The following is a 21,340-nucleotide window of genomic DNA, read 5'->3' as shown; positions in this document are numbered from 1 at the left end:
ATGATGAGGGCGCAGCATGACTCTCGACACCGTCAAGCACGCAGGCGAAACGCCCGACACCGACCAGCCGTGGGCCGAACTCGGCCTGAAGCCGGACGAGTACGCGCGCATCCGCGAGATCCTCGGCCGCCGCCCGACCGGCGCCGAGCTCGCCATGTACTCCGTCATGTGGTCCGAGCACTGCTCGTACAAGAGCAGCAAGGTCCATCTGCGGCAGTTCGGCGAGAAGGTCCCCGCCAACGACGCCATGCTCGTCGGGATCGGCGAGAACGCGGGCGTCGTCGACGTCGGGCAGGGCTACGCGGTCACCTTCAAGGTCGAGTCGCACAACCACCCCTCGTACATCGAGCCCTACCAGGGCGCCGCCACCGGCATCGGCGGCATCGTCCGCGACATCCTGGCCATGGGCGCCCGCCCGGTCGCCGTCATGGACCCGCTGCGGTTCGGCGCGGCCGACCACCCCGACACCAAGCGCGTCCTGCCGGGCGTCGTCGCGGGCATCGGCGGCTACGGCAACTGCCTCGGCCTGCCCAACATCGGCGGCGAGGTCGTCTTCGACGCCTGCTACCAGGGCAACCCGCTGGTCAACGCCCTGTGCGTCGGTGTGATGAAGCACGAGGACATCCACCTCGCCAAGGCCTCCGGCGCCGGCAACAAGGTCATCCTCTACGGCGCCCGCACGGGCGGCGACGGCATCGGCGGCGTGTCCGTCCTCGCCTCGGAGACCTTCGACTCCACCGGGCCGGCCAAGCGCCCGGCGGTCCAGGTCGGCGACCCCTTCCAGGAGAAGCTCCTCATCGAGTGCACCCTGGAGATCTTCCGCGAGGACCTCGTCGACGGCATCCAGGACCTCGGCGGCGCCGGTCTGTCCTGCGCCACCAGCGAGCTGGCCAGCGCCGGTTCGGGCGGCATGCGCGTCGAGCTGGACACCGTGCCGCTGCGCGACTCCTCCCTCTCGCCCGAGGAAATCCTCATGAGCGAGTCGCAGGAGCGCATGTGCGCGGTCGTGGAGCCCGGCAAGGTCGAGCGCTTCATGGAGATCTGCGAGAAGTGGGACGTCATCGCCACCGTCATCGGTGAAGTCACCGACGGCGAGCGGCTGGAGATCTTCTGGCACGGCGAGCAGATCGTGGACGTCCCGCCGCGCACGGTCGCGCACGAGGGCCCGGTCTACGAGCGCCCGTACGCCCGTCCCGACTGGCAGGACGCCCTCCAGGCCGACGACGCGAACAAGCTTCCCCGGCCGGCTTCGGGCGAGGAGCTGCGCGCGCAGGTCCTGAAGGTCGTCGCCTCCCCGAACCAGGCCTCGAAGTCCTGGATCACCGACCAGTACGACCGGTTCGTCCAGGGCAACACGATCCTGTCGCAGCCCGAGGACTCGGGCATGGTCCGGATCGACGAGGACACCAACCTCGGTGTCGCCGTCGCCACGGACGGCAACGGCCGCTACACCAAGCTCGACCCGTACACGGGCGCGCAGCTGGCGCTGGCCGAGTCGTACCGCAACGTCGCCGCCTCCGGTGCCCGGCCGCTGGCCATCTCCAACTGCCTGAACTTCGGTTCGCCCGAGGACCCGGCCGTCATGTGGCAGTTCGCCGAGGCCACCCGCGGACTGGCGGATGGCTGCCTGGAGCTCGGCACCCCGGTGACCGGCGGCAATGTCTCGCTGTACAACCAGACCGGCGAGACCGCGATCCACCCCACCCCGGTGGTCGCGGTGCTCGGTGTCATCGACGACGTCGAGCGCCGTACGCCGATCGCCTTCGCCGAAGAGGGCCAGCTGCTGTATCTGCTGGGTGACACGGCGGAGGAACTGGGCGGCTCCGCCTGGTCCCAGGTGATCCACGACCACCTCGGCGGGCTGCCGCCCAAGGTCGACCTGGGCCGCGAGAAGCTGCTGGGCGAGATCCTCATCTCCGCATCCCGCGACGGCATGGCCGACGCGGCGCACGACCTGTCCGACGGCGGGCTGATCCAGGCCCTCGTCGAGTCGTGTCTGCGGGGCGGCAAGGGTGCCCGGATCGTCGTCCCCGACGGCATGGACCCCTTCGTCTTCCTCTTCTCCGAGTCGGCCGGCCGCGCGCTGGTGTCCGTGCCGCGCAGCGAGGAACTGCGGTTCACCGACATGTGCGGCGCGCGCGGGCTGCCCGCCACGCGCGTGGGCGTCGTCGACGGTGAAGTGATCGACGTCCAGGGCCAGTTCAGCATTCCGCTGGCCGAGCTGCGTGAGGCGCACGAGGCGACGATCCCGGCTCTGCTCGTCTGATCCGGTACGTTTCCCGGCTTCACGAAGGCGGTCCGCTCCTGACGGGGCGGGCCGCCTTCGGGGTAATCCGCCACCCGCTCAACCACCACGGAATAGGGTCGGAGCATGCCTTCCGCCCCGCGCAAACCCCGTGCCCGCAGCTACGACCCCGCCAAGACCCGCGCCGCCGTCCTCGCGCAGTTCCGAAACGTGCGCGAAGTGGTGGCGGGGCTGAGTGCCGAGCAGCTGGCGCTGCCCACCCGGCTCGGCGACTGGACGGTTCGCGAGCTGGCCGCGCACATCGCGAGCGTCACCGACAACGTCAGCCGCAGCATCGAGGCGGACGCGCCCCACAAGCATGAAGTCGCCCTGGTCGACTGGGCGTTCGCCACCCGCGCGTTCGCCGGGAAGGTCGACGAGGCGGCCCACGAGGCGGCCGCCGGTGCCGAGCCGCTCGAACTCCTCGACCGCACCGCCGCCCGTTTCACCGACATCACCCTCCCGGCCCCCGGCGACCGGCTCGTCGCGGCGCGGGTCGGCGCGATGCGTCTGGACGACCTGATCGTCACCCGATGTGTCGAACTGATCGTGCACACCGATGATCTGGCCGCCGCGCTGGACACCGAAATCCCCTACGACCGGCAGGCCCTGGCCACCTGTGTCCGGCTGTTGGCGGACGGGCTCGCCACCAAGGCGCCGGGCGGTTCGGTGGAAGTCCGGATTCCGCCTTTCGCGGTGGTCCAGTGCGTGGCAGGCCCCAAGCACACGCGGGGCACCCCGCCCAACGTCGTCGAGACCGATCCCCTCACCTGGGTCCGCCTCGCGACCGGCCGTACGGACTGGGCCACGGCCCTCGATCGGGCGGCCGTTTCCGCGAGCGGGGAGCGCGCGGACATCTCCGCGCAACTGCCCCTGCTGGGCTGATCCGGCGCCCTTGCCGGGGCCGTCCGGGGAAAGCGAGGGAAAGCGGGGAAAGTGGGGGAGGGGCCCCGGAAAAAGCAGCCGGAAAACCATGCCGGGAAACGCAAGAAAAGGCATGTGATCGGTCATCGCGCGTACGTGTCGAGTGGCTGTGCGTGGTGTGAGCCATTACCTGTCGTCCCCGGTTCGGATGAACCTCGTACCTGCAATAGACTTACCTTGTGCCTCGTGGTGACGGACGACTCAGCCACGACCTGCTCCCCGGTGAGAAGGGCCCCCAGGACGCTTGTGGCGTCTTCGGTGTCTGGGCTCCGGGTGAAGAGGTCGCCAAACTCACCTATTTCGGACTGTATGCATTGCAGCACCGTGGACAGGAGTCCGCGGGTATCGCTGTGAGCAACGGCTCCCAGATCCTCGTTTTCAAGGACATGGGACTTGTCTCCCAAGTCTTCGACGAGACCTCCCTCGGCTCCCTCCAGGGCCATATCGCGGTCGGACATGCCCGCTACTCCACCACCGGTGCCTCGGTGTGGGAGAACGCGCAGCCGACCTTCCGCGCGACCGCCAACGGCTCCATCGCCCTCGGTCACAACGGCAATCTGGTCAATACCGCCCAGCTTGCCGAGATGGTCGCCGCTCTCCCCCGGGAGAACGGCCGGGCCACCCAGGTCGCGGCGACCAATGACACGGACCTGGTCACCGCGCTCCTCGCGGGCCAGACCGACGCCGACGGCAAGCCGCTGACCATCGAGGAAGCGGCCGCCAAGGTCCTCCCCGATGTGCAGGGCGCCTTCTCCCTCGTCTTCATGGACGAGCACACGCTGTACGCGGCCCGTGATCCGCAGGGCATCCGCCCGCTGGTCCTCGGCCGACTGGAGCGCGGCTGGGTGGTGGCCTCCGAGACCGCTGCCCTGGACATCTGCGGTGCTTCCTTCGTACGCGAGGTCGAGCCCGGCGAACTGGTCGCCATCGACGAGAACGGCGTACGGACCTCCCGGTTCGCGGAGGCGAGGCCCAAGGGCTGCGTCTTCGAGTACGTCTATCTCGCGCGCCCCGACACCGACATCGCGGGCCGCAACGTCTATCTGTCCCGGGTCGAGATGGGCCGCAAGCTCGCGGCCGAGGCCCCGGTCGAGGCCGACCTGGTGATACCGACCCCGGAGTCCGGCACCCCGGCCGCCGTGGGGTACGCGGAGGCCAGCGGCATCCCGTACGGCACGGGCCTGGTCAAGAACTCCTACGTCGGCCGGACCTTCATCCAGCCGAGCCAGACCATCCGCCAGCTCGGTATCCGGCTCAAGCTCAACCCGCTCAAGGAAGTCATCCGCGGCAAGCGCCTCGTGGTCGTCGACGACTCCATCGTCCGCGGCAACACCCAGCGCGCCCTGGTCCGGATGCTCCGCGAGGCCGGCGCCGCCGAGGTCCACATCCGGATCAGCTCGCCCCCGGTGAAGTGGCCGTGCTTCTTCGGCATCGACTTCGCCACCCGCGCCGAGCTGATCGCCAACGGCATGACGGTCGAGGAGATCGGCAAGTCGCTGGGCGCGGACTCGCTCGCGTACATCTCCATCGACGGCATGATCGAGGCGACCACCATCGCCAAGCCGAACCTCTGCCGTGCCTGCTTCGACGGCGAGTACCCGATGCCGCTGCCCGACCCCGAGCTGCTGGGCAAGCAGCTGCTGGAGTCGGAGCTGGCCGGTGGCACCGACGCCGCCGACGCGCTCCGTCGCCCGTAACGCCCCCGTAGTACCGAACGACACGAAAGATCTCAAACTGATGTCTGAGACCACTGGTGCCAGCTACGCAAGCGCGGGCGTCGACATCGAAGCCGGCGATCTCGCCGTCGAGCTCATGAAGAAGTGGGTGAAGAAGGCCACCCGTCCGGAGGTGGTCGGCGGCCTCGGCGGCTTCGCCGGTCTCTTCGACGCCAGCGCCCTCAAGCGCTACGAGCGCCCGCTGCTCGCCTCCGCGACCGACGGCGTCGGCACGAAGGTCGACATCGCCCGCCGGATGGGGGTCTACGACACCATCGGCCACGACCTGGTCGGCATGGTCGTGGACGACCTCGTGGTGTGCGGCGCGGAGCCGCTCTTCATGACCGACTACATCTGCGTCGGCAAGGTCTACCCGGAGCGGGTCGCGGCCATCGTCAAGGGCATCGCCGAGGGCTGTGTCCTCGCGGGCTGTGCCCTCGTCGGCGGTGAGACGGCCGAGCACCCGGGGCTGCTGGCCGCCGACGACTTCGACGTGGCCGGTGCCGGCACGGGCGTGGTCGAGGCCGACCGGGTCCTGGGTTCCGACCTCATTCGAAAGGGTGACGTCGTCATCGCGATGGCGTCGTCCGGACTTCACTCGAACGGGTACTCACTGGTCCGCCATGTGCTCTTCGACCGGGCCGGCTGGGAGCTGGACCGCGAGGTTCCGGAGTTCGGCCGCACCCTCGGCGAGGAGCTGCTGGAGCCCACCAAGATCTACTCGCTGGACTGTCTCGCCCTCACCCGCACGGCCGAGGTGCACGCCTTCTCGCACATCACCGGCGGCGGCCTCGCCAACAACCTGGCCCGGGTGATGCCGGCCGGGCTGCACGCGAGCGTCGACCGGTCCACCTGGGCGCCGGGCGCGGTGTTCGACCTCGTGGGGCAGCTCGGCGGCGTGGAGCGGCTGGAGCTGGAGAAGACCCTGAACATGGGCGTCGGCATGATCGCCGTCGTGCCGCAGGAGTCCGTGGACGTGGCACTGGCGACGTTCGCCGACCGGGGCGTGGAGTCCTGGGTCGCGGGAGAGATCACCGAGCGCGGCGACCACGCCGAGCCGGTGGCGCTGACCGGGGACTATTCGAGCTGACCGGTTCGGGCCCGTCGGCTTGCGGCGGGCCCGATGGATCTTCGGCTGCGGGCCCGTTGTTGCCGCCTGCGGCGGCGGGCGCCCTGCGGGCGCGTCCTCAAATGCCGGACGGGTTGGATATGGCGGGGCTCAGCCGCCATCAGCCCGTCCGGCGACCCCGGACACCGCCGCGCAGCGGTGGTGCGCCTCGCTGATCCGCCGGACAGGCAACAGGCAGCACAGAACCCGGTCCGGGGCATGCCCTGGAACGGGTCGGTGGGAGTTACAGCGTCAAGCGCGGCGACGATAGGTCTCGGGCGATTGCTCGTCCTCGTCCTCTTCGTCGTTGTAACGATCCGCGTACTGAGCGTACGGATCGTCGTCCAGCTCATCGTCCTTTTCGAGCGGCTCGCTTGGCAGCGGCTGCTTCGCCGGCGATGCGCCCAGCTCATTGGCCAGACGTGAGAGGTCGGTCCCGCCGCTGTTGTACTTCAGCTGGCGGGCGACCTTTGTCTGCTTGGCCTTGGCCCGGCCGCGCCCCATGGCTCGACCCCCTCAGTGACGGGGCTCGACGGCCCCAGAGTCAACGCGTTCACGTTCATGAGTCAGAGCGGACTCCCGTTGGGAAGTCCGGCCTGTAGGGCTTCAACGGTACCTGCTTCCGCGGCCATACGGTACGTCGCCCGCATGACGTGGCACGGAGCACAACCCGCAGGGAGCCCCGTCCCCGCTGGTCAGCTGCGATTTTAACGTGTCTTGTGCGACGACCCGCCGAGGGGTGGTGAGAGATCTCTCCCTCACCACCTCCGAACGGCGGGTCTGTGGGGACCACTGTGCGGGTGCCGACAGCCTGTCCGGCCGATCTTGGTCGGCGGCCGGACAGGAACTCGGCCCGTCCGGTATTCGAGGACCGTTTGAGGACATCGGCGCGCGGCGCTGGTGCACCCGACCCGGGCGACAGGGCCAAGCGCACACCCGCACCCGTGAAGGCCGGCAGGCACCCCGCGTGCCGGGCGGGCTACGGAGCGGTCCGCCCCGTGGCGCCGGCGCGGGCGTCCGCCATCCGCTGCTCGGCGAGCCGGTCCGCGGCGGCGGCCGGCGGGATGCCGTCCGCCTTGGCCCGATCGAATATGGCCAGCGTCGTGTCGAAGATCTTCGTCGCCTTGGCCTTCGCCCGGTCGAAGTCGAAGCCGTGCAGCTCGTCCGCGACCTGGATCACGCCGCCCGCGTTCACCACGTAGTCCGGGGCGTAGAGGACGCCGCGGTCGGCGAGGTCCTTCTCCACCCCCGGGTGGGCGAGCTGGTTGTTGGCCGCGCCGCAGACGATCGTGGCGGTGAGGGCGGCCACCGTCTCGTCGTTCAGCGCGCCGCCGAGGGCACAGGGCGCGTAGACGTCGAGCGGCGTACGGATCAGTACGTCGGCGTCGACGACCGAGGTGACCTGCGGGTGCCGGGCGGTGATCCGCTCCACGGCCTCCGCGCGGACGTCCGTGACGACGACCTCCGCGCCGTCCTCCACCAGATGCTCGACGAGGTGGTGGCCGACCTTTCCGACGCCCGCGACGCCGACCCGGCGGCCGCGCAGCGTCGGCTCGCCCCACTGGGTCTGTGCGGCGGCCCGCATGCCCTGGAAGACGCCGAAGGCGGTGAGGACGGAGGAGTCGCCGGCGCCGCCGTTCTCGGGGGAGCGGCCGGTGGTCCAGCGGTTCTCGCGGGCGACCACGTCCATGTCCTGGACGTAGGTGCCGACATCGCAAGCCGTGACATAACGCCCACCGAGGGAGGCCACGAACCGACCGTAGGCGAGCAGGAGTTGTTCGGACTTGATCAGATCGGGGTCGCCGATGATCACTGCCTTACCGCCACCGTGATCGAGGCCCGCCAGCGCGTTCTTGTACGACATACCGCGCGACAGATTGAGCGCGTCCCGCAGCGCCTCCTCCTCGGAGGCGTACGGGTAGAAGCGGGTGCCGCCGAGGGCCGGGCCCAGGGCTGTGGAGTGCAGGGCGATGACGGCCTTCAGACCGCTCTCGCGGTCCTGGCACAGCACAACCTGCTCGTGGCCGCCCTGGTCCGAGTGGAACAGGGTGTGCAGTACGCCTTCGGCGCCGGAGGTGGGACGTACGTCAGTCACTGTGGTGACTCCATATGTCGCGGAGGTCGCCCTCCGAGGGGTGGGGGAGGGCCGGTTGGCAAGAGAGTAAGACCTCCCGGCCGCCCTGATCGGTGTGGTGCGGAGGATCACTCTCCCGGGCTGCGACGACATGGGACGATCTGGACAGTACGGGGAGGTCACCGGCGCTCCCCGGGTGTCCTTCGGCTTGAGGGAGCGAGCGTTGCGACTGGCGTCATCGGTGACGGTCCCGTACGCGGCCTACCTACGGGTCTACGAACCGCTCGGCGCGTTCCCCGAGCCGGAGCGTACGCACTGGGTGCGTTACGCACGGCGCGGGAAGCTCCCCGGCGCCCAGGACGAACTGCGCCGGTCGCTGGCCGACTTGCTGCCCACCCCACCCGTGCCCGTTCCGGTGCACGAGAGCGGTGACGCCTTCATCGCCCTGCAGGACGGCGTGCTGTGCGTCTGTCCCTGGCGGACCCGGCTACGCGGCTGGCTGGCGCTGGAGGAGCTGGCCGAGCGGTTCCCCGCGCCCGTCCTGGACGCCGTGCTGCCGCCGGTGGTCCGCAGGCAGGCGGCGGCGGACTACGAGCGCTGGCAGGAGCGCAACCCGGACGCCCGGCCGTGGATCAAGACCGCGACCTGGCAGGTGCCGCTGCGCTGGTTCGTGCTCTTCGCGGACGAGGAGCGCGAGTACGCCAAGGGCGAGCCCGGGCCCCCGGCCCGGCCGGCCCCGGTCCTGCGCTACCGCACGCCCATGGTGCAGGCCCGGCGCCGGGTCGCGCGGGCCCTGCGGACGCTCAAGGACGCGATCGAGGAAGGGCCGCTGATCGACGGCCTGGTGGAAGTGGGGCGCTGGCTGGAGGAATTCCATCCGCGCTCCCTGGTGGAGCTCGACTACGGCGGCCTGGTCCACCTGGTGCCCGAGCCGCGGCTCGCCGACGATCACTCCGCCGCCGACACGGCGGAGGGGCTGGCGGCGTTGCGCGACGGGGACGGCGCGCGGGCGGGCGCGGCGTACGAGCGGCTCACTGAGCGCTGGCGCGCCGTGCGGGACCGGCAATACGCCAACTGAGATTCCTGGAAGCGGGAACTGCCGGGGCTGCTGGGGCGTCTGGAGATCGCTGGGGCCGGTGCGGTAGGACCTAGGTCCCGATCCGGGCCATTGCGGCAACCGTGACCTAACGCACTTACGTCAGGTCTTGCGCCCATCGCCCACCCTCGTGGCAAAATAGGACAAGGAGTCCGGGAAGGACTCCTTCCGTCCAAGTATGGGCGGATAGTTCGGTATTGCCCCCATTGGCGGGTCTGGTGACCCCTGATCCCGCTGTGACTGATCGTCACGGTGACGTGACTGTCCGCTATGACATGGTCCATCGGCTTCCGTCGAGGTTGAACACCTGAGAGGGCAATTCCATCGGTTTGGCCGACGTGGCTGGACAGATGGTGTAGTTGTAGTGCCGAGGACAAGCCGTTCGTCCTATAACCGACTCGGCCCGCGTCCGCCATTTCGGGCAACGCGGGTCAAGGTGCAGAATTTAGAGGAAAGAACCGACGTGATGGTTCGGTTCTCCCGAGGAGGCCGCTCATGACCGCTCGCACCCCTGATGCCGAGCCGCTGCTGACCCCGGCTGAGGTTGCCACGATGTTCCGCGTGGACCCGAAGACGGTCACGCGCTGGGCCAAGGCAGGCAAGCTCACGTCCATCCGCACGCTCGGAGGACACCGGCGATACCGCGAAGCGGAGGTCCGCGCGCTGCTGGCGGGCATTCCGCAGCAGCGTAGCGAGGCCTGAACAAAGGCATAACCGGGCGTTTTCCGGGGCCCCCAACCCGGCTTTCGCCCAAGCACCACCTAGCTGCAAACGACTGGACGCCTGCCCCAACAGGCTCCATGCCCACCGACTTGGGTGCGTCGTCGATCGCGCTGGACTCCGCCGGGTCCAGCGCGATCTTTTTTATGCCCGCCGCCGGGCCGCTGTCGGGCCGCCGTCGGGCCGTCTGGCTCGCCTGGCTCGCCGTCAGGGGGCGGGGATCTGGCGGGTCACAAGGGTGTCGTAGCGGGCCCATGGAGGGATCACGGCCGGTCCGGGGACGAACCCTGGCGGAACGCCCGGGAGAAGAGCCCCCCTTTCGGGGGTGGTGCAATTGCACATATTAAATTGACCGGGTGTAGGTGAGGGGTAAGTTCCCTCACTCCGGAAACTCCTTCGGTGACTCCCGTCACATCGCGACGTGCTTGTCACTCACCGTGCCGCTGCGGTAGAGAAACCCGGCTCCCACCCTGGCATTCGACTGCCGTCGCGGCAGCCGCCGTTGGTCACCGGAAAGAGGGACTTTCGTCCCCGCCGACCGGGCCCGTCACCCCCTGGAGCCGCCTGGGCCCTCGACATCACGCTCGGTGCCGCGCTGGGCGTCGCGCTCGGCCACGCCCTCGGCCTGTGCGCAGGTCTCGTCGCCCGCACCGCTGCCGGCCTCCTGGGCGAGTCTCAGGAGCCGGTGGCACACCGGGCAGTGTCTGGTCAGGTGGCGGTACCCCGACGCGGCCGAGAGGTGGGCACGCAGCAGCGCCCTCGTCTCATGCCTGATGCGCTCGGTCCGCTCGGATCCGGTCCGGGTCTTCGTCATGGAGTGCGGCACCTCCTCCACTGCTACGGGTACCCCTGGCACGTGTCGCAGTCAAGGTCGAACGCAAGAAGGCCCGGATCCCTAGGGGTATCCGGGCCAAGTGCCGCTGAGGCCCTCCAACGGGCCCGCACCCACTCTAGGGACACGGGCCTTGCCGCGAGGCGGTCCTGACGGGTTGTGCTGTGTTCGACGGTCTCTCCGGCCGCACAAGCAATAACGCCCGCACCCAGTGAGAAGGGTGCGGGCCTTGCGTTGATGCGGTCCTGACGGGATTTGCTGTGTCCGATGGCGGCTCCGCCGCGGGCGCGGCCTCCGCCGATCTTCTGGGCTCGCACGAGCAGTGAGGCCCGCACTCAATCCCGGGCGCGGCCTCCGCCGATCTTCTGGGCCCGCACAAGCAGTAAGGCCCGCACCCAGTGAGAAGGGTACGGGCCTTACGTTGATGCGGTCCTGACGGGATTTGAACCCGCGGCCTCCACCTTGACAGGGTGGCGAGCACTCCAAACTGCTCCACAGGACCTTGCTTTGCTTTCCCGCCTTCGCGGTGCTGCGAAACAGACTCTACAGCAGGTCAGGGGGTGCGGTCGAACCCGATCCGGGGTGAATCCGCGGCCCCGGTCCGAAGTACCGTCCCAAGGGCCCCCGACGGACTCCCGAAGAGGGCTTCGGACTGGCTTCGGACCGGGTCCGGGGACCGGTTTCCCGGCAACCCGCGCCTACGGCGCCAACGCGTCGATGGCCTTCACGATCCGCTTGTCCGACACCGGATGGGCCGTGCCCAGCGCGTGCGCGAAGTAGCTGACCCGCAGCTCCTCGATCATCCAGCGGATGTCCCGCGCCTCCTGCGGCACGGGCCGCCCCTTGGGGAACTGCTCCAGGAGCCAGAGGTACTCGTCGCGCATCTCGTGCACCTTCGCCATCCGGGTGCGGTCCCGCTCGGCGTTGGTGGGCAGTTGCGTCAGCCGCCGGTCGACCGCCACCAGATACCGCAGCAGGTCCGGCAGCCGGCGCACGCCGTGGGCGGTCACGAAGCCGGGCCGTACGAGATCCGCCAGCTGCTCCTTGACGTCCGTGACGGACGGGACCAGGACGAGGGACTTGGTGTCCTTCAGCCGGCGCTCGCACGCCTGCCACGCGGCCAGCACCTCCCGCACCTTGCGGATGGCGTCCAGCGTCGCGTCCACGATGTCCGCCCGCACGGCGTCGAAGAGCTTGCGGAAGGACTCCTCGTCCCACGCGGGCCCGCCGTGCGCGGCGATCAGCTTGTCGGCGGCACCGGACACGCAGTCGTCGAAGAGGGCCTGGATGGAACCGTGCGGATTCCGCGACAGGGCGAGCTTCTGCTGGTTGTTCAGCTTGTCCTGGGCGAATTTCGCGGGGTTGGACGGCAGATTGAGCAGGATGAGCCGACGGGTGCCGGCCCACATCGCCTCGCGCTGCTCCGGCTCGGTGTCGAAGAGCCGCACCGCCACCGACGTGCCCTCGTCCACCAACGCCGGATACGCCTTCACCGGCTGACCCGCCCGCCGGGTCTCGAAGGTGCGCGGAAGCGTCCCGATCGTCCACTGGGTCAGCCCCGAGCGCTGCTCCGGGCCGCGCGACCCGCCCGCGTCGCCCGACGTGGTCACGGAGGCCTGCTCGAAGGCCTTGGTGATCGCGGCCTGCGTCTTCGGCTTGAGCCGGATCCGCAGCGCCTCGAGGTCCTTGTCCTCCGCGATCTTCCGCTTGCGCTCGTCAATGATCCGGAAGGTGATCTTCAGATGGTCGGGGACCTTGCCGAAGTCGAAGTCCTCCGGCTCCATCCGCACGCCCACCATCCGCTGCAGCTCCCGCGTCAGCGTCGTGGCCAGCGGCTCCTGCAAGGGCACGGCCCGGTCCAGGAACGCCTTGGCGTAGTTCGGCGCCGGGACGTAGTTCCGGCGGATCGGCTTCGGGAGCGAGCGGATCAGCTCGGTCACCAGATCCTCGCGGAGGCCGGGGATCTGCCAGTCGAAGCCTTCGGCCGAGACCTGGTTGAGGACCTGGAGCGGCACATGGACGGTCACCCCGTCCGCGTCCGCGCCCGGCTCGAATTGATACGTCACCTTGAACTTCAGCCGGCCCTGCCGCCAGGAATCCGGATAGTCGTCCTTGGTGACCGCCTCGGCGTTCTCGTTGATGAGCATGGAGTGCTCGAAATTGAGCAGCTCCGGCTCCTCGCGCCGCTTGTGCTTCCACCAGGAGTCGAAATGCGCACCCGACACCACATGCTCGGGCAGCCGCTGGTCGTAGAAGTCGAAGAGCGTCTCGTCGTCGACCATGATGTCGCGACGCCGGGCCCGGTGCTCCAACTCCTCGACCTCGCCGAGCAGTTTGCGGTTGTCGTGGAAGAACTGGTGATGGGTCCGCCAGTCGCCCTCGACCAGGGCGTTGCGGATGAAGAGATCACGGCTGGTCTCCGGGTCGATCCGCCCGTAGTTCACCTTCCGCTGGGCCACGATCGGGACGCCGTACAGCGTCACCCGCTCGTAGGCCATCACGGCCGCCTGCTTCTGCTCCCAGTGCGGCTCGCTGTACGTGCGCTTCACCAGGTGCTGGGCGAGTGGCTCGACCCATTCCGGCTCGATCTTCGCGTTGACCCGCGCCCACAGCCGCGAGGTCTCCACCAGCTCCGCCGACATGATCCAGCGCGGCGGCTTCTTGAACAGCGCCGAACCGGGGAACGCCGCGAACTTCGCGCTGCGGGCACCGAGGTATTCGTTCTTCTCGGTGTCCTTGAGGCCGATGTGGGACAGCAGGCCCACCAGCAGCGACTGATGGATGTGGTCGGGCGCCGCGTCGCCCTCCGCGAACTGGATGCCCATCGTCTTCGCGACCGTACGCAGCTGGCTGTAGATGTCCTGCCACTCGCGTATCCGCAGATAGTTCAGGAACTCCGACTTGCACATCCGGCGGAAGGCCGAGGACGACAGCGTCTTCTGCTGCTCGCGCACATAGCGCCACAGATTCAGGAAGGCGAGGAAGTCGCTCGTCTCGTCCTTGAACCGGGCGTGCTGCTGGTCCGCCTGCTGCTGCTTCTCCGAGGGCCGCTCGCGCGGGTCCTGGATGGACAGCGCGGCGGCGATGACCATGACCTCGCGCGCACAGCCGTTGCGGTCGGCCTCCAGGACCATCCGCGCCAGCCGGGGGTCCAGCGGCAGCTGCGAGAGCTTGCGGCCGAGCGGGGTGAGCCGCTTCTTGTGGTCCTTCTCCTTGGGATCGATCGCCCCCAGCTCCTGGAGGAGGTCGACACCGTCCTTGATGTTGCGCCGGTCCGGCGGGTCGATGAAGGGGAACTTCTCGATGTCCCCGAGGCCGGCGGCGGTCATCTGGAGGATGACGGAGGCCAGGTTCGTGCGGAGGATCTCCGCGTCCGTGAACTCCGGACGGGAGAGGAAGTCGTCCTCGGAGTAGAGCCGGATGCAGATGCCGTCTGACGTACGGCCGCAGCGGCCCTTGCGCTGGTTGGCGCTCGCTTGGCTGACCGGCTCGATGGGCAGCCGCTGCACCTTGGTGCGGTGGCTGTAGCGCGAGATACGGGCCGCGCCCGGGTCGATGACGTACCGGATGCCCGGCACGGTCAGGGACGTCTCCGCCACGTTCGTCGCGAGGACGATGCGACGGCCGGTGTGACGCTGGAATACCCGGTGCTGCTCGGCGTGCGACAGCCGCGCGTACAGCGGCAGCACCTCCGTGAACCGGAGCTTCTTCTTCTCCAGCGCGTCGGCGGTGTCCCGGATCTCCCGCTCGCCGGAGAGGAAGACGAGGATGTCGCCGTCGCCCTCGCGCTGGAGTTCGTCGACGGCGTCGCAGATCGCGGTGATCTGATCGCGGTCGGGGTCGTTGGAGTCCTCTTCCAGCAGCGGCCGGTAGCGCACCTCGACGGGGTACGTACGCCCGCTGACCTCCACGATCGGGGCGTCACCGAAGTGGCGGGAGAAGCGCTCCGGGTCGATCGTCGCCGAGGTGATGACGACCTTGAGGTCGGGGCGGCGGGGCAGCAGCTGGGCGAGGTAGCCCAGGATGAAGTCGATGTTGAGGCTGCGCTCGTGCGCCTCGTCGATGATGATCGTGTCGTACTGGCGCAGCTCGCGGTCCGTCTGGATCTCGGCGAGCAGGATGCCGTCCGTCATCAGCTTCACGAGCGTCTCGCCGCCGACCTGGTCGGTGAAGCGGACCTTCCAGCCGACCGCCTCGCCGAGCGGGGTGCGCAGCTCCTCGGCGACCCGCTCCGCCACGGTGCGCGCGGCGATCCGGCGGGGCTGGGTGTGACCGATGAGGCCCTTGACCCCGCGGCCGAGCTCCAGACAGATCTTCGGGATCTGGGTGGTCTTGCCGGAGCCGGTCTCGCCCGCGACGATCACGACCTGGTGGTCGCGGATCGCCTCGAGGATCTCGTCCTTCTTCTGGCTGACCGGCAGCTGTTCGGGGTAGGTGATCTCGGGCACGGCCGCGCGGCGGTTCGCGACGCGCAGCTCGGCGGTGTCGAGGTCGGCCGCGATCTCGGCCAGTACGGCCGTTCGGGCTTCGGGCTTACGGATGCGGCGCGCGCCGTCGAGCCGGCGGCCCAGCCGCTGCTGATCGCGCAGCGTCAGCTCGGGCAGGCGGGCGGCGAGGCCGGCGGCGGTGGCGGGGGCAGGCTGCGTAGACATACGAAGTCCAGGATCGCACCAGCGGTCGCGAAGCGGCGAACGCATTTACCGCCGGGGCCTGTCCGGCGGATCACAGGGGCGCACCACCGCTGCGCGGCGGTGTCCCCGGCCAGAACAAGACCGTCCGGCGATTGAGGACGCGCCCGCAGGGCGCTCGCCGCCGCAGGCGGCAATGAGCGGGCCCGCAGCCGAAGCGCACGCCCTCCGCGGGGACCGGGGCGCGCCCCGCAAGTCTCCGGAAAAAGACTGAGGCCCCCATCGAAGACGGGGGCCTCACCGTGGCTGGGGCCGGGGTCGAACCGGCGACCTATCGCTTTTCAGGCGATCGCTCGTACCAACTGAGCTACCCAGCCACGCAGCTCTTGACGAGCCGCAGCGGTCCTGACGGGATTTGAACCCGCGGCCTCCACCTTGACAGGGTGGCGAGCACTCCAAACTGCTCCACAGGACCTTGCAATGTGCGAGCACTAGTCTCGCACACGGTATTGCGTGCCCCCAACGGGATTCGAACCCGTGCTACCGCCTTGAAAGGGCGGCGTCCTGGGCCACTAGACGATGAGGGCTGATGGCCCACCTGGGCGCTTTGCAGCGCGTCGGGGACGTGAGAAGCATATGGGATGGAGGGAGGGAACGCCAAAACGGTTTCCCTGAGCCTTCGCGGCGGGGCCGGGCCGGGGGTACGGCGGGGCTCGAAGATCTCCGGAAGTGCCCGCCGAGGTACAGCGCCCGGCGCACCGTTGGCGGACAATGGCGAGCGTGCTGGAGATGACGCGCGAGGAGTTCGAGGAACTGGTCGCCGAGGCCCTGGACCGCATCCCGCCGGAGCTGACGCGGCTGATGGACAACGTCGCGGTGTTCGTGGAGGACGAGCCGCCGGCGGAGGACCCGGAGCTGCTCGGTCTCTACGAGGGGACGCCGCTGACCGAGCGCGGCGAGTGGTACGCGGGAGTGCTGCCGGACCGCATCACGATCTACCGGGGGCCGACGCTGCGGATGTGCGAGACCCGGGAAGAGGCCCTGGAAGAGACGGAAGTGACTGTTGTTCACGATACCTCGTCGTACACCTCTTCGGGTGATCTTTGGCCCGTTGGGTGACGAGGGGGTCCGCCGGTTGGCCGATCAGCCCCAGCCCAGGTCATGGAGTCTTTGATCTTCGATCCCGAAGTGGTGAGCCACCTCATGGATCACAGTGGTGGCAACCTCGTGAACGATCTCGTCCCGCGTCTCGCAGAAGCGCAGGATCGGCCCCTTATAGATCGTGATCCGGTCGGGCAACGTCCCGGCGTACCACTCCCCGCGCTCAGTAAGGGGAACCCCCTCGTAGAGCCCCAGCAGGTCCGGGTCCTCCGCCGGGGGCTCGTCCTCCACGAACACCGCGACGTTGTCCATGACCCTGATCAGCTCCGGGGGGATCATGTCCAGCGCATCGCCGACCAGCTCTTCGAACGCTTCCCGCGTGATCTCCAGCACACGCCCATTGTCAGCCTTTCGCTGGGAAGGGGGGAGTCCACTGTCCCGGGAAGTTCGGCGGCGAAAGGTGGGGGCTGCGCTGCTTGGTCAGGCAGGTGACAGGGCTCGGCAGACCTCCGCGATGGTGGGGCGCTCCGCTGGGGTCGGGCTTAGCATCGCTTCGATCACCTTGCCGAGAGAGCCCGCCACGGTCACCGGGCGGTGCGGGCCGTCCACGACCGCTTGGCGCTGTACGGCGCGTGGCGCATCGTCCGGGTAGGCCACGGCCCGCCAGCCGGTGGCGCTGATGAACAGCGACGCCCCGAGGGCGTAGACGTCCGCCTCCGGCGTCGGAACGGCGTAGCCGGTCGCCAGGACGGACTTCGAGATTTCCGGCGCCTCGTAGTGGACCAGGCAGCCGGGGAACGGGAAGTCGTAGGCGTCCGGGGTGGGGGTGCCGTGGGCCAGGGCGAGATCGATCAGCTCCGTGCCGTCCTGGCCGACGATGAGGTGGGCGGGCTGGATGTCGCCGTGGGCCCAGCCTCTGGAGTGCAGGGCGGCCACGGCCTGGGCGCAGGAGAGCGCGTCTGCCGGGTCCGGTTCCTTGGCGGCACCCTTGGCCCGGCATGGCTCCCACAGGTCGTAGAGGCTCGTTCCCTCACGCCAGGGCTGGACGTTCCACGTGCCGCGTTCCCACTCGCCGTAGGTGACCTCAACGCCGAGATGGCGGAGGATGGCGCCCTCTCGGCCGGGGGCGCGGGCTGTCCACTCCTGCGCTGGCCATTCGGGTGTCGCCTCGATGGGGTAGCCCACTTTGGCCGCGTACCGGCCCTGGTCGGTCTCTATGTCCCAGACGGTGGAGCCGCGCCGGTTCAGGACCAGGCGCCGGGTGGCGGGCGTGGTCGACCCCAGGACGACCGTCAGAAGCTCGTGTGGTGTCGGATCAGGCATGGTCAGGTCGCCTTCCGGTAGCGGCGTGGCCGCCCCTGGAGTCAGGGACGGCCACCCTTCGTCACCGCCGGAGGTTATCGGCGGCGGTTACTTCCCGTACGGCCTTCCGCAGTCCGCGTCACACTGCGCGGCGTTCTCACCGTTCACGGTCCATAGCTTGTCCAGGACCATGAACCCGGCCGCCTTCATGGCGTGAGCGGCAGCCTTCACCATCTCCGGGTCCCGCCCGCCCCCGCCGGGGGCCGGGTTGTGGTGGAGGAACCGGCCCGCGTGTGCCTGGCAGAACTCCGCGTACTCGCGGGTGTGGAGGATGAAGGCGTGGAGACCCATGTCCACGTCGTCCGACGGCACCATGGGCACGGTGGCCGTGGAGACCGTGGCCAGGAACGCCACCGCCTGGTCCGCGATGCGCTCGGCGCGCTCCTGGGGCTGTCCGTCGTGGACGGCCACGAAGTGGGCCAGGCTCGCGAACAGCTCTTCATTGACCATGGACCGCCCGGTCCGCTGGTCCGTTGTTACTGCGGCCATGCGTGGTACCTCCCTTGTTTGGGTGGTGCACTGCACTTGCACCCGTCCGGCCGTCGACCGTCCTCACCGTTGCGGGGTGACGACCGGACGGGGGTCTGATGGTGGTGCACCCGCCCGGCCGCGATGCTCTGACACGACGCGGCCGGACGGGCTGGGCCCGCCCTGGTCTGAGGAAGGTCGTCCCACACGCCGGACCGGGTGAAAGGGACCAGTTACGACGTGCTGACCAGGGCGGGGGCTGGGCCGTCCGGCTAACCCCCCAGAGTTAGCCGGACGGGGTCAGGACCTGTCTCTCCGCCGGTGAGGTCGGGGGAACCCCATGCGGTGGTGGTGGCGGAGAGACAGGGGTCTATTGGCGGCCCTTCTCCTTACAGATGCCGCACGGGCCCCAGGTGCACGCCGGGACGGGTTCACCCTGCGGGACGAAGCGCACCACGGGCTCGTAGTAGGCGCGGGTCGCGGCGGACATGTCCGGCGTCGGCATCGCGGGCGGCCCGCTGGTGAGCGGTCGGGAGACGAGGTACGGGAGATCCCAAATTGGCGTGGGCATCAGCACGTTCCCCGCCCGTCCTCCACTGGCTCCAGCGCCGCCGCCGATACGTCCTCGTCAGGCGGAGGCGGAATGGTGACAGTCGCCGGCGGGGAGGCGACGCCTCCCAGGGCAGTCACGAATGCCCGTCGCGTCAGGACCACGTCCCCGTCGGCCGGGTGCTCCTGGGCCTCCGAGACGCCCGCCTGGCGAAGCTCGTCCCGGCTGGGGAGACGAAGGGAGTCCGGGAGGGCCTCCCACTCCCGTCCCCCGCGCGGCGGACGGAGCTGCACGCGCGGCCCTACCGTATCCATGAGTCGCCCCACGCTGCCCTTGTTCGTGTCCACCACCCACATGGGGGGTTGCTGACGTTCGTTCGCTACTGGGTCCGTCATCTGTTCGAGCCTCCACGTGTCCCGCCCCCAACGAGCGGGCAACTCCCCTCTGGAGGAAACAGAGTTGCGGGCGGACAGGCAGCTTCGCTAGGCAAGGATGTCCCGGCTTCAAGTCGGGAGATCAATTCGCCTGGATAGACACAACTGCGGACGGAGCCAACCATATGCCAGCAAAGGCACGTGAGTTAACCCCCGACCGCTCCGCCCGAGATCTATTCGGTGCGAAGCTTCGGCGGTATCGGGAAGAAGCGGGAATATCACTTGAGAAGTTGGCAGGCGTGGTCAACAGCAGCCGAAGTAATTTGTCTCGGGTTGAGGCCGCCGAGACCATGCCGCCCCCAGACCTTCCAGCACGGTTAGACGCAGCTTTCGGCACAGACGGAATCTTCGAGGAGCTTTACCGGTTAGCAGTCAAAGAAATCCACCCCGACCAGTTTCAACGCCTCATGACTTTGGAGTCCCGCGCCAAGAGGGTTCGGGGACTTGGGGCGCAGATCATCCCGGGGCTGTTGCAAACCGAGGACTATTCCCGCGCACAGTTTCAACTCCACGACCCGAAGGCCGCCTCGGAGCGCATCGAAGAGTTGGTAATCGGTCGCACGCACAGGCAGGCCACACTGCGCAGCAAGCCGAACGCCGACCTGGCATGGGTGCTGGACGAAGCATGTTTGCGGCGGCTGTACGGGACCCCGGACGTCATGCGCACGCAGCTTGAGCGCCTAGTGCAGCTAGCTTGCACGCCCACTACGACGATTCAGGTAATTCCCTTCTCCGCAGGGCCGTACGGTCTGCTCGGCGGGACGCTGACGCTCCTCACTTTGGAGGATGGAACAGAGGTTGCGTACGAGGAAGCCATCACTACAGGCACGCTGCTCGAAGATCAAGGCTCCTGCGACCAACACCGCCGCGCATACGATCTGCTGAGCGCGTGCGCGCTGCCGCCGTCTGAATCGGCGGATGTCATCAGGTCCGTCATGGAGGCATTGCCACAATGAGCACCACCCCCGATTTCTCCCATGCGGAGTGGGTCAAAAGCAGCTACAGCGGCAACGGCGGTGACACGTGCGTCGAATGGGCCCCCACGCTCGTACCGTCCGGCGTCGTCCCCGTCCGTGACTCCAAGGACCCGCACGGACCGACGCTCATACTCTCCCCGGGCGCGTGGTCGGCCTTCATTGCCGGAGTCCAGCACGGGGCGTTCCCCGGAGCCTGACCCCCCGCCTCGCCCCCCGGCGTTTGATCGCGCTGTCCCTTCGTCGGTTGAGCGCAGAGTGAATACCGCAGAACGCCAAAAGGCCCGACCCGCTCCCGCGAGGGAACAGGTCGGGCCTCGGTGTTTGCCTCGCGCGCCATCAACGCATCCTTGTGACGCGCCGAAACGGCTATTAGACGCCTTTAGGTAGTGCTGGACGTGGTCAATCGGCGGGGCATTTCCCCAGGCCAGACGGCTACCGGACGTAGTCACGGGGAGGTCTCACGGACCTCCGAACCCGTACAGAGACGGAGCCGCTATGACGCTTCGATGTTCCTGCCGTCCCGAAGGGGGGTACACCCCACCCCCAAACGGACATGACGGTCACTGCGGGCTCTCGTCCGGTTGTCACTGAACGTCACTGCCGACGATCGCTAAGCGCAACGTTCAGGAAGGTCACCCAAGGCGTCAGGATCGGCCGACAACGGCGCTTATGGGATCGTCGTAACTTCATACGCACTGGGTCGTTGGCAGCGCATGAACCGCACCAAGCGCGTACTTACCGCCCTCGCCCTCGCCGGGGCCGCCCTGTCCCTCTCCGGCCCTGCTCACGCCAACGCTAAAGACGACGAGATCACGACAATCGAGCTTCCCGCCGCCGAGCTGCTCGAAGTCCCTAATGCGGTGCTCGATACCACTGAGGCCGTAAGTCACATCAGCCTCACTAACCTCGCCCTCAATACGGCCAGGTTCGCCGTGATTGGCGTGGCAGGCATGGAGAACCAACGGTGAGGATTACTGATCTTTTCGTAAGTTCGGTGGGTGTGCTGGCCTTGCGAGTGGGAGGCTTTTGGGGTGGCTTATCAACCCTGGCCTTCGGCTGCCGGTTCG

The 21,340-nt window shown here is 68.6% G+C and carries 18 protein-coding genes and 4 tRNA genes; 10 read left to right on the top strand and 12 right to left on the bottom strand.

All coding sequences use genetic code 11. The annotated features are described in order from the left end of the window. Window positions 1-16 precede the first annotated feature (16 nt). The 4 genes from purL (at window position 17) to purM (ending at window position 6,013) form a co-directional block, all read left to right on the top strand. Window positions 17-2,266, top strand: a complete 2,250-nt coding sequence (gene purL / locus ACZ53N_RS17055) for a phosphoribosylformylglycinamidine synthase subunit PurL (RefSeq protein ID WP_469141642.1) — start codon at window positions 17-19, stop codon at window positions 2,264-2,266. A gap of 105 nt (window positions 2,267-2,371) precedes the next feature. After that, window positions 2,372-3,169, top strand: a complete 798-nt coding sequence (locus tag ACZ53N_RS17050; RefSeq protein ID WP_469141641.1) for a maleylpyruvate isomerase family mycothiol-dependent enzyme — start codon at window positions 2,372-2,374, stop codon at window positions 3,167-3,169. A gap of 218 nt (window positions 3,170-3,387) precedes the next feature. Further along, the gene (gene purF / locus ACZ53N_RS17045; protein WP_130878758.1) at window positions 3,388-4,905 is read left to right on the top strand and encodes an amidophosphoribosyltransferase; all 1,518 of its coding nucleotides are present in this window, start codon (window positions 3,388-3,390) and stop codon (window positions 4,903-4,905) included. Between the two features lie 40 nt (window positions 4,906-4,945). Next, window positions 4,946-6,013 carry a phosphoribosylformylglycinamidine cyclo-ligase gene (gene purM, locus ACZ53N_RS17040; protein WP_469141640.1) on the top strand — a complete coding sequence of 356 codons (1,068 nt, stop codon included), beginning with the start codon at window positions 4,946-4,948 and terminating at the stop codon, window positions 6,011-6,013. A gap of 270 nt (window positions 6,014-6,283) precedes the next feature. On the opposite strand, the gene ACZ53N_RS17035 is transcribed toward purM, so the two are convergent. Then, complete coding sequence (locus ACZ53N_RS17035; RefSeq protein ID WP_130878760.1) at window positions 6,284-6,535, bottom strand: DUF3073 domain-containing protein; 252 nt, start codon at window positions 6,533-6,535, stop codon at window positions 6,284-6,286. 475 nt (window positions 6,536-7,010) lie between these two features. Further along, on the bottom strand, window positions 7,011-8,126 hold the full coding sequence (locus ACZ53N_RS17030; protein WP_469141639.1) for a Leu/Phe/Val dehydrogenase: 1,116 nt from the start codon (window positions 8,124-8,126) through the stop codon (window positions 7,011-7,013). A 202-nt stretch (window positions 8,127-8,328) separates the two neighbouring features. Here ACZ53N_RS17030 and ACZ53N_RS17025 point away from each other — a divergent pair, with 202 nt between their 5' ends. Then, window positions 8,329-9,183, top strand: coding sequence for a DUF8083 family protein (locus ACZ53N_RS17025; RefSeq protein WP_469141638.1), 855 nt, complete (start codon window positions 8,329-8,331; stop codon window positions 9,181-9,183). A 513-nt stretch (window positions 9,184-9,696) separates the two neighbouring features. Continuing rightward, window positions 9,697-9,903: a developmental transcriptional regulator BldC gene (gene bldC / locus ACZ53N_RS17020; RefSeq protein WP_003949541.1), complete on the top strand. Its 207-nt coding sequence runs from the start codon at window positions 9,697-9,699 to the stop codon at window positions 9,901-9,903. A 565-nt stretch (window positions 9,904-10,468) separates the two neighbouring features. On the opposite strand, the gene ACZ53N_RS17015 is transcribed toward bldC, so the two are convergent. The 6 genes from ACZ53N_RS17015 to ACZ53N_RS16990 all read right to left on the bottom strand — a co-directional run bounded on the left by ACZ53N_RS17015 (window position 10,469) and on the right by ACZ53N_RS16990 (window position 15,968). Further along, window positions 10,469-10,735, bottom strand: coding sequence for a DUF6274 family protein (locus tag ACZ53N_RS17015; protein ID WP_469141637.1), 267 nt, complete (start codon window positions 10,733-10,735; stop codon window positions 10,469-10,471). Window positions 10,736-11,180: 445 nt separating this feature from the next. Next, a tRNA-Asp gene (locus ACZ53N_RS17010) sits at window positions 11,181-11,255 on the bottom strand. A gap of 196 nt (window positions 11,256-11,451) precedes the next feature. Then, window positions 11,452-15,405 (bottom strand): ATP-dependent RNA helicase HrpA, encoded by a 3,954-nt coding sequence (gene hrpA, locus ACZ53N_RS17005; RefSeq protein ID WP_469141636.1) that lies wholly within the window; start codon window positions 15,403-15,405, stop codon window positions 11,452-11,454. A gap of 279 nt (window positions 15,406-15,684) precedes the next feature. Further along, a tRNA-Phe gene (locus ACZ53N_RS17000) sits at window positions 15,685-15,758 on the bottom strand. A 23-nt stretch (window positions 15,759-15,781) separates the two neighbouring features. Next, window positions 15,782-15,856 (bottom strand) — tRNA-Asp (locus ACZ53N_RS16995). Window positions 15,857-15,895: 39 nt separating this feature from the next. Next, window positions 15,896-15,968, bottom strand: a tRNA-Glu gene (locus ACZ53N_RS16990). 193 nt (window positions 15,969-16,161) lie between these two features. On the opposite strand from ACZ53N_RS16990, the gene ACZ53N_RS16985 reads away from it, so the two are divergent. Then, a complete protein-coding gene (locus tag ACZ53N_RS16985; protein ID WP_469141635.1) occupies window positions 16,162-16,500 on the top strand; it encodes a metallopeptidase family protein in 339 nt (112 codons plus the stop codon). 24 nt (window positions 16,501-16,524) lie between these two features. Here the strand turns inward: ACZ53N_RS16985 and ACZ53N_RS16980 are convergent, their stop codons facing one another. The 4 genes from ACZ53N_RS16980 to ACZ53N_RS16965 form a co-directional block, all read right to left on the bottom strand. After that, window positions 16,525-16,875, bottom strand: a complete 351-nt coding sequence (locus ACZ53N_RS16980) for a metallopeptidase family protein (RefSeq protein WP_469141634.1) — start codon at window positions 16,873-16,875, stop codon at window positions 16,525-16,527. Between the two features lie 87 nt (window positions 16,876-16,962). Then, entirely contained in the window at window positions 16,963-17,805 is an 843-nt protein-coding gene (locus ACZ53N_RS16975; RefSeq protein WP_469141633.1) for a protein kinase domain-containing protein, read from the bottom strand. A gap of 87 nt (window positions 17,806-17,892) precedes the next feature. Beyond that, complete coding sequence (locus tag ACZ53N_RS16970) at window positions 17,893-18,333, bottom strand: glycine-rich domain-containing protein (RefSeq protein ID WP_469141632.1); 441 nt, start codon at window positions 18,331-18,333, stop codon at window positions 17,893-17,895. Window positions 18,334-18,682: 349 nt separating this feature from the next. Continuing rightward, on the bottom strand, window positions 18,683-18,883 hold the full coding sequence (locus ACZ53N_RS16965) for a hypothetical protein (RefSeq protein ID WP_469141631.1): 201 nt from the start codon (window positions 18,881-18,883) through the stop codon (window positions 18,683-18,685). A gap of 538 nt (window positions 18,884-19,421) precedes the next feature. Between ACZ53N_RS16965 and ACZ53N_RS16960 the strand changes: the two genes are divergently transcribed. From ACZ53N_RS16960 to ACZ53N_RS16950, 3 genes are all read left to right on the top strand, one after another. Beyond that, window positions 19,422-20,252: a helix-turn-helix domain-containing protein gene (locus ACZ53N_RS16960; protein ID WP_469141630.1), complete on the top strand. Its 831-nt coding sequence runs from the start codon at window positions 19,422-19,424 to the stop codon at window positions 20,250-20,252. Then, window positions 20,249-20,470 carry a DUF397 domain-containing protein gene (locus tag ACZ53N_RS16955; RefSeq protein WP_469141629.1) on the top strand — a complete coding sequence of 74 codons (222 nt, stop codon included), beginning with the start codon at window positions 20,249-20,251 and terminating at the stop codon, window positions 20,468-20,470. The genes ACZ53N_RS16960 and ACZ53N_RS16955 overlap by 4 nt, the downstream gene beginning before the upstream one ends. A 516-nt stretch (window positions 20,471-20,986) precedes the next feature. After that, a complete protein-coding gene (locus ACZ53N_RS16950) occupies window positions 20,987-21,241 on the top strand; it encodes a hypothetical protein (RefSeq protein ID WP_469141628.1) in 255 nt (84 codons plus the stop codon). The last annotated feature ends 99 nt before the right edge of the window (window positions 21,242-21,340 follow it).

The sequence above is a fragment of the Streptomyces sp. NPDC033229 genome (assembly GCF_055576875.1).
The sequence above is the reverse complement of the archived record's forward strand: the minus strand, read 5'-3'. Positions and strand labels throughout refer to the sequence as shown.

Coding starts and splice junctions, on each gene's coding strand:
- ACZ53N_RS17050 (WP_469141641.1), top strand. CDS start 2,372: ATGCCTTCCGCCCCGCGCAAACCCCGTGCCCGCAGCTACGACCCCGCC.
- ACZ53N_RS16950 (WP_469141628.1), top strand. CDS start 20,987: ATGAACCGCACCAAGCGCGTACTTACCGCCCTCGCCCTCGCCGGGGCC.
- ACZ53N_RS16960 (WP_469141630.1), top strand. CDS start 19,422: ATGCCAGCAAAGGCACGTGAGTTAACCCCCGACCGCTCCGCCCGAGAT.
- hrpA (WP_469141636.1), bottom strand. CDS start 15,405: ATGTCTACGCAGCCTGCCCCCGCCACCGCCGCCGGCCTCGCCGCCCGC.
- ACZ53N_RS16955 (WP_469141629.1), top strand. CDS start 20,249: ATGAGCACCACCCCCGATTTCTCCCATGCGGAGTGGGTCAAAAGCAGC.
- ACZ53N_RS17035 (WP_130878760.1), bottom strand. CDS start 6,535: ATGGGGCGCGGCCGGGCCAAGGCCAAGCAGACAAAGGTCGCCCGCCAG.
- bldC (WP_003949541.1), top strand. CDS start 9,697: ATGACCGCTCGCACCCCTGATGCCGAGCCGCTGCTGACCCCGGCTGAG.
- ACZ53N_RS16965 (WP_469141631.1), bottom strand. CDS start 18,883: ATGCCCACGCCAATTTGGGATCTCCCGTACCTCGTCTCCCGACCGCTC.
- ACZ53N_RS16970 (WP_469141632.1), bottom strand. CDS start 18,333: ATGGCCGCAGTAACAACGGACCAGCGGACCGGGCGGTCCATGGTCAAT.
- purL (WP_469141642.1), top strand. CDS start 17: ATGACTCTCGACACCGTCAAGCACGCAGGCGAAACGCCCGACACCGAC.
- purM (WP_469141640.1), top strand. CDS start 4,946: ATGTCTGAGACCACTGGTGCCAGCTACGCAAGCGCGGGCGTCGACATC.
- ACZ53N_RS16975 (WP_469141633.1), bottom strand. CDS start 17,805: ATGCCTGATCCGACACCACACGAGCTTCTGACGGTCGTCCTGGGGTCG.
- ACZ53N_RS17015 (WP_469141637.1), bottom strand. CDS start 10,735: ATGACGAAGACCCGGACCGGATCCGAGCGGACCGAGCGCATCAGGCAT.